Source organism: Shimazuella kribbensis DSM 45090 (assembly GCF_000428065.1).
GTDB lineage: Bacteria > Bacillota > Bacilli > Thermoactinomycetales > Thermoactinomycetaceae > Shimazuella > Shimazuella kribbensis.
On sequence record NZ_ATZF01000040.1, the window covers coordinates 1 to 7,024 of the forward strand.

Here is a 7,024-nt window from a genome sequence, read left to right on the forward strand (position 1 = left end):
TCAAAGCTCACTTACAGCTCCCCGGAGCATATCGGTGTTCGTCCCGTCCTTCATCGGCTCCTAGCGCCAAGGCATCCACCGTGTGCCCTTAGTAGCTTCTCCTACTATTCTTACTTGGTGATACAAATTTTCATCTCTATCACCCGGTGTTCGCAACTTGACGGAAAAGACACACATGTCTTTTCTCTATCATCATTTCCTATCCAATTTTCAAAGTGCGACTTGGCGCTTCTGCGCCTTAGCGCAACTTGTCATTGTAATGGTGGTAAGTGAGAAGTGCTTATCTCAACTTGTCCCAACAAGAATCAAGTTTTGCTTTTTTGTTGTTGTGTCAGCCGTTTGTGTGTTGCTCGCGGCGACAAGAAATAATATAACATGGCTAAAAAAAGATTGCAACCCCTTTTTGAAATCTTTTTTTCGTTATATCTAACAAAGTCATTGCACTTGGTATAAATGAAGGCTATAACCATATTATTTCTTTTTGTTATAATAAATATATCGACCATTCTAATGAAATTCTTTTGCTATTACTTTCTTTTCTGTAGTGTTCCCTCTATAGAATTACGAGTAGACATTTCTGATGATTTCTTTTTTATGATGTTTTATTTTTTTATAGTAAAAACTCTTATTATTATTAAAAATGGGTATAGATCAAAATTTGGTTGTAGATTTTTTTATTTTTATTTTTTATTATAAGGATTAGACTTCACAAAAATTTCAATAATCTATTTCTGTGGTCGAAATAAAACGGAGGAGGTTTCCTGCATAACATAATCACGATATAAAATCATGTTCATAACCTCAGGAGGTAAGCAGATGAAAAAAGTATTTGCACTTGGTTTATCGTTAAGTCTTCTTTCTATTAGTATTATCGGTTGTAGCAATAATTCCAGTGGCAACGTAATTAAAATTGCAACACAAACACCTCTTTCCGGTAATCAAGCAACTGTTGGTGAAGCAATTAAAAATGGTGCCCAACTAGCGATAGATGACCATGCAGAGGCTTTCAAAAAACTTGGTTTTGATTTAAAACTAGCACCTTATGATGATCAAGCAGACCCGAAAAAAGGAGTTGCAAATGCGCAACAAATCGGGGCAGATCAATCTATTCTTGGTGTAGTAGGTCATTATAACTCGGGTGTTGCTATTCCTTCTGCTTCTACTTATCAAAAAAATAAATTAGTTATGGTATCTCCAGCTAACACTGCTGTAGAGCTAACTGAAAGCGGTAACAAATCCGTACATCGTATCGTAGCACGTGATGATGTGCAAGGTTCAGCCGATGCAAACTATGCAACCAAAAAATTGAATGCAAAATCGATTTTTATCATTACGGATAAAACAGCTTATGGTGAAGGTATTGCGAGCAACTTCCAAAAACAAGCGGAACAAAATGGAGCTAAAATCACAGGTCATGAAGGTATCACTCCTGGAGAAAAAGATTTCAATGGTGTATTAAATCGAGTTTCATCAGCAAAACCTGATTTCATCTTCTTTGGCGGCATTTACTCAGAATTCGGAATACTCGTCAAACAAGCTCGTGAAAAAGGAATTATGGCCCCAATGATGGGTGGAGATGGCGTTGACTCCTCTGATATGTACAAAATTGCTGGTGACGCAATTAAAGATGTTTATTATAGTACAACTGCCGCAGATGTCAGTAAATCTGAAGAAGGAAAGAAATGGGCAGAGAGATACAAAGCTAAATTTAATAAAGACCCTCAATCCTATGCGTTTTATGGTTATGATGCAATGAACGTTTTACTAAAAGGATTGGAAGATGCAATCAAGAAAAACGGAAGCAAAAAACCAACCCGTGAACAAGTACTAGATGCTGTTCATTTAATCAAAGATTACCAAGGTATCGCATCAAAGGTATCCTTTGATGATAAAGGCGATAATGATTTTGCTAAAGTCTTTATTCATAAATTTGAGAACAATCAATATCCCGGGCCACTAGTAGGCGAAGAAGGCAAACAATAACCATTTCAATCAAAAAAGAAGTGGGACAAGCTTCCCGCTTTCCCACCTCTTTCTACTCTATAAATCAAAGAAAGGAAGAGTTACTTCATGAGCCACATTTTTACCGCTCTTCCCCAAGTTTTAGTTGATGGCCTTACACTTGGTGCAATATACGCTGTCGTCGCTCTTGGTTATACAATGGTTTACGGCATATTAGAGTTAATTAACTTCGCTCACGGTGAAGTATTTATGACAGGTGCATTTATTGGAACAGGTCTTCTACTCTCCCTTGGAATGTTTGGCATAGATATGCCTGCTTGGATCACACTCATTCTTATCCTTATTATGACTGCCCTCTTAACTGGATTACTTGGAATTGGTATCGAAAGACTTGCTTATCGTCCACTTCGAAAAGCACCTAAACTGATTCCTTTGATCTCCGCAATTGGTATTTCCTTTATCTTACAAGATCTAGTACGGTTCGTTGCAGAAATGAAAACTGGTAACTATATCGTTACAGGAACTACTTTATTTGAAGGAAAGTTCACCATTCCCTTCTCTTCGATTATTGGATCATTTCAAAACGCTACGATCAAAACGAACACTATTATTTTAATTGGTATCACCATTGTCATCATGATTTTACTTGATATCTTTGTAAACCGAACCAAGTGGGGAACTGCTATGCGTGCGGTTGCACAAGATCAAGAAACTGCTTCCCTGATGTCTATCAATGTAAACAAAGTGATTAGTCTCACCTTTTTTATCGGATCAGCTATTGGTGGAGCTACTGGATTTCTATTTGCTCAACAATATGCAACCATTGATCCTTACATTGGATTTATCCTTGGATTAAAGGCATTTACTGCTGCTGTTCTAGGTGGGATTGGAAACATTCGAGGAGCAATGTTTGGCGGTCTTATGTTGGGAGTATTAGAAGTATTCGCGGCGGCAAATCTTAGCACGCTAACGGGTGGAGTCTTAGGTTCAGAGTACAAAGATGTTTTCGCTTTCGCTATTTTGATTCTCGTTCTTATCTTCAAACCAGAAGGCCTATTTGGAAAATCAGTCAAGGAGAAAGTGTAGGTGATCAGGATGGATAAATGGATAGATACATTCCAGAAAAACCGCACTTCACAATTTATAGTGCTTGGATTGTTTATTTTGGTGAGTAGTGCAAGCGTTTACTTCTTGGAACGATCTGTAACTGCATTCTTGTTGTTACTAGGTTCTTTATTGCTTCTACACTATACTCACTTGACCAATCGAACCAAGTGGATTGTTGGATTGCTTTTATTAGTTGTTATTATTCCATTGGCCACTTCAGGAGGAACTTCGCAACAAGATTATATGGAAGTAGCCGTACAAACAGGGATCTATGTAGCAATGGCATTGGGACTTAATATTGTAGTCGGTTTTGCTGGACTTTTGGATCTTGGTTTCGTTGCCTTCTTTGCCATTGGAGCTTATACATATGGGATATTTGCTTCCCCACAAGCTACGCAATTATTCCATAGTGACTTTTTTCCTCTCGCAGGTACATGGTTTTGGCCATTTATTTTGATCGGCGGTTTCATGGCAGCTATATTCGGTATATTACTTGGTATTCCAGTACTGAGAGTAAAAGGCGACTACTTAGCCATTGTTACACTCGGTTTTGGAGAAATCATCCGCATTGTTTTTAACAATATGGATAAACCAGTCAATATCACAAATGGCGCTCAAGGGCTATCCCAAATACAGCAACCTGAGATATTTGGTTTTACGTTTAGCCTCGCCAGTCAGTTTTATTACATTGTAATTGTCATTCTTTTAGTCATCATTATTGGAGTACAAAGATTAGAGCACTCCAAACTGGGACGTTCCTGGAAAGCAATCCGAGAAGATGAGATTGCTGCTCAATCCATGGGAATTCCTTTAGTAAAAACAAAGCTTTGGGCATTCGCATTGGGTGCTTCTTTCTCTGGAATGATGGGTGTAGTATTCTCTGCTAAAAATATGTTTGTTGATCCTTCTAGTTTTACCCTGATTGAATCTATCACCATCTTAGTGATGGTCATTTTAGGAGGAATGGGCAGTATTCCTGGTGTTATCTTAGGAGCTGCTGTCATATCCGTTCTCAACCTTCAAATTCTAACAGAGGTTACCAACTTTTTAACACAAAATATCAGCATACCTGATACTCTCTCTCCAACCAAAATGCAACGCCTTATATTTGGAGTAATTCTTGTTTTGATTGCTGTGTACCGTCCAAAAGGTTTGATCACTGCGAAAGCAAAACAGTATGATCCAGCAAAGCTCGCAGAACAACCCATTTCAGACAAATAGAAAGGAGGATTTCGATGTCTTTATTACAGATAAAAGGGCTGACCAAACAATTTGGAGGGTTAACCGCAGTGAATCAAGTGGATATATCCATCAGGCCCAAATCTATCACCGCAATTATTGGCCCAAATGGAGCTGGAAAAACAACACTATTCAACTTGATAACAGGAATTTATAAGCCCGACAAAGGTAGCATTTCATTAGCTGGTACTTCATTATTAAATAGAAAACCTAATCAAATCGCAGGTCTGGGTATCGCACGCACCTTTCAAAATATCCGCTTATTTAAAGAAATGACTGCATTAGAAAATATACTCGTTGGGATGCATAACCACCTTACTTCTAATTTATTTGGTACTTTATTTCGTCTCCCACGAGTTCGTTTGGAAGAGCAAAATGCCGCCAAACACGCATACCAGTTACTAGAGACTGTTCATCTCGCTGATAAATGCAATGAGCTTTCAAAAAACCTTTCCTATGGAGAACAACGCAGATTAGAAATCGCACGTGCACTTGCAACAAAACCCAAAATACTTTTTCTCGATGAACCAGCTGCTGGAATGAATCCAAAAGAAACAAAGGAATTAACAGATCTGATAACCCAAATAAGAAACGATTTTGACTTAACTATTATTTTGATCGAACATGACATGAAATTGGTAATGAAAATTTCCGAGGAAATAATTGTCCTAGACTATGGACAAAGAATTGCTTCAGGGAATCCAGACGAAATACGAACAAACCCAAGAGTTATTGAAGCATATCTGGGAAAAGGAGCTGTATCTTGATGACGAAACGCGCACTTTTAGAGATGTCCCAAGTATCAGCATACTACGATCAGATCCAAGCACTACAAGATATTTCACTTGAGGTAAATATGGGAGAAATCGTAACGCTTGTCGGTTCGAACGGTGCTGGAAAATCGAGTACTTTAAAGGCGATCTGTGGACAGATTAAAACATCAGGGACAATCTCCTTTCTAGGAAATGATATTTCCAAACTCCCCCCACACCAAACAGCAAAATTAGGAGTAGCACATGTACCTGAAGGAAGGCGAATATTTCCTAAATTGACGGTAAAAGAAAATCTAGAAATGGGCGCTTTTCAACTAAAGAGTAAAAAAGATATAGAACAACAAATGGAGTTAGTCTATCAATACTTCCCTCGAGTCAAAGAACGTCTACATCAAAAAGGAGGGACAATGAGCGGGGGAGAACAGCAAATGCTCGCAATTGGAAGAGCATTGATGAGTAAACCGAGCATCCTGCTTTTAGATGAACCTTCTATGGGATTAGCCCCAATTATTGTCGAGCAAATTTTCGAGATCATCCAAGAGTTGAATCAAACTGGTATGACCATCCTATTGGTAGAGCAAAATGCTTACCAAGCTCTCTCGATTGCACATCGCGGATATGTGATTCAAACAGGTAAAATCATTCTTACTGATAGCGCTCAGAACTTACTCGAAAACAAGCAAGTTACGGAGGCATATTTAGCTTAAATTTAGTTCCCTTCTTTTCGAAGCGTATAAAAAAGACCTTTTTTGATGGTATTATCCCCTCTAAGTAGACAGTGTAAAAAGCCCACGCCGTTAGGCGTGGGCTTTTTACACTCTACTTGGAGGGGATTTTTTATGGCAAGAAAAGGTCAAAAGTTTCAACGTTATTCGGAAGTATTCAAACGAAAAGCAGTGAAAATGTATGAAGAACAAGGAAAAAGTTATCGTGCTATTGCAGATGAGTTGGGTATACGAAGTAGCACACAAGTGAAAACATGGGTAAAAAAGTACCGAAATAAGGAACCTTTCACAGACAAGAGAGGAAAAACAACACAAGAGGACAACCCATTCTTGGGTCGACCACGTACGAAATTTCAAAGTGTAGAAGAAGAAAGAGATTACTTGAAAGCACAGGTCGAATACTTAAAAAAGCGTTATCCCAATCTACTGGAGGAGCGTGGATCCCAAAAATAACTCGTTTTGAAATTATTCAAGAGCTGAAAAACAAGTACCCTATCGTGTGGTTGGTGGCTATTGCAAAAGTCTCTCGTTCTGGTTATTACAAGTGGGAAACAACACGACAGAAAAGAAAAATAGCTAGCCAAAAGGATCAACTGTTGAAAGAGAAGATCATGGAAATCCATCATCTTCGTCCCTTTTTTGGCTATCCACGAATGCTTGTTGCATTACGAAAAGCTGGCTTTCTGGTTAATCATAAGCGAGTATACCGACTCATGAAGGAATTACACATTCAGTCTGCCATTCGGAAAAAGCGTCGTTATTTTGGCAAAATAACATCTGTTGTTCATCCAAATCGGTTGAATCGACAATTCTTACCTGAGCAACCAAACCGCTCGTATGCTACAGATATTACCTATCTGCCAATGAATGGCCGTTTTTACTATTTGTCCGCTGTTCAAGATCTTTTCAACAATGAGATAGTTGCTTGGAAATTATCTCCTCGAAATGACCTAAAACTAGTGATGGATACGGTGGAAGAACTGCAAACAAAAAGAGACTTGCAAGGAGCCTTACTCCATTCGGATCAAGGCTTCCAATACACGTCTCGACAGTACAACAAACGACTCCAACANCTGGNAATGGTAGGCAGCCACTCTCACAAAGGAAACTGCCTAGACAATGCGTGCATTGAGTCTTTCTTCTCTCATTTGAAGACAGAAACGTTGTACTTTTCCCAGTGTAAAACAGAACAGGAGCTTCTTCAAGCTGTCCAAGATT

General features: G+C 38.7%; 7 protein-coding genes and 1 rRNA gene. 7 read left to right on the forward strand and 1 reads right to left on the reverse strand.

Translation table 11 applies throughout. The features are described from left to right. Positions 1 to 102, reverse strand: a 23S ribosomal RNA gene (locus A3GQ_RS0120920); the annotation flags it as partial. A 714-nt stretch (positions 103 to 816) separates the two neighbouring features. Here A3GQ_RS0120920 and A3GQ_RS0120925 point away from each other — a divergent pair. The 7 genes from A3GQ_RS0120925 to A3GQ_RS26465 all read left to right on the forward strand — a co-directional run. After that, positions 817 to 1,983, forward strand: a complete 1,167-nt coding sequence (locus tag A3GQ_RS0120925) for a branched-chain amino acid ABC transporter substrate-binding protein (RefSeq protein ID WP_028778692.1) — start codon at positions 817 to 819, stop codon at positions 1,981 to 1,983. Positions 1,984 to 2,070: 87 nt separating this feature from the next. After that, a complete protein-coding gene (locus A3GQ_RS0120930) occupies positions 2,071 to 3,048 on the forward strand; it encodes a branched-chain amino acid ABC transporter permease (RefSeq protein WP_028778693.1) in 978 nt (325 codons plus the stop codon). A 9-nt stretch (positions 3,049 to 3,057) separates the two neighbouring features. Beyond that, on the forward strand, positions 3,058 to 4,290 hold the full coding sequence (locus A3GQ_RS0120935) for a branched-chain amino acid ABC transporter permease (RefSeq protein WP_051272198.1): 1,233 nt from the start codon (positions 3,058 to 3,060) through the stop codon (positions 4,288 to 4,290). Positions 4,291 to 4,304: 14 nt separating this feature from the next. Next, positions 4,305 to 5,075 carry an ABC transporter ATP-binding protein gene (locus tag A3GQ_RS0120940; protein WP_028778695.1) on the forward strand — a complete coding sequence of 257 codons (771 nt, stop codon included), beginning with the start codon at positions 4,305 to 4,307 and terminating at the stop codon, positions 5,073 to 5,075. Further along, positions 5,075 to 5,788 carry an ABC transporter ATP-binding protein gene (locus A3GQ_RS0120945; protein WP_028778696.1) on the forward strand — a complete coding sequence of 238 codons (714 nt, stop codon included), beginning with the start codon at positions 5,075 to 5,077 and terminating at the stop codon, positions 5,786 to 5,788. Before A3GQ_RS0120940 ends, A3GQ_RS0120945 begins: the two co-directional genes overlap by 1 nt. A gap of 132 nt (positions 5,789 to 5,920) precedes the next feature. Continuing rightward, on the forward strand, positions 5,921 to 6,259 hold the full coding sequence (locus A3GQ_RS28145; protein WP_028778697.1) for a helix-turn-helix domain-containing protein: 339 nt from the start codon (positions 5,921 to 5,923) through the stop codon (positions 6,257 to 6,259). Then, a partial coding sequence (locus tag A3GQ_RS26465; protein ID WP_245596875.1) for an IS3 family transposase occupies positions 6,205 to 7,024 on the forward strand: 820 nt, incomplete at its 3' end. The genes A3GQ_RS28145 and A3GQ_RS26465, both read left to right, overlap by 55 nt.

Coding starts and splice junctions, on each gene's coding strand:
- A3GQ_RS0120925 (WP_028778692.1), top strand. CDS start 817: ATGAAAAAAGTATTTGCACTTGGTTTATCGTTAAGTCTTCTTTCTATT.
- A3GQ_RS28145 (WP_028778697.1), top strand. CDS start 5,921: ATGGCAAGAAAAGGTCAAAAGTTTCAACGTTATTCGGAAGTATTCAAA.
- A3GQ_RS0120930 (WP_028778693.1), top strand. CDS start 2,071: ATGAGCCACATTTTTACCGCTCTTCCCCAAGTTTTAGTTGATGGCCTT.
- A3GQ_RS0120940 (WP_028778695.1), top strand. CDS start 4,305: ATGTCTTTATTACAGATAAAAGGGCTGACCAAACAATTTGGAGGGTTA.
- A3GQ_RS0120945 (WP_028778696.1), top strand. CDS start 5,075: ATGACGAAACGCGCACTTTTAGAGATGTCCCAAGTATCAGCATACTAC.
- A3GQ_RS0120935 (WP_051272198.1), top strand. CDS start 3,058: ATGGATAAATGGATAGATACATTCCAGAAAAACCGCACTTCACAATTT.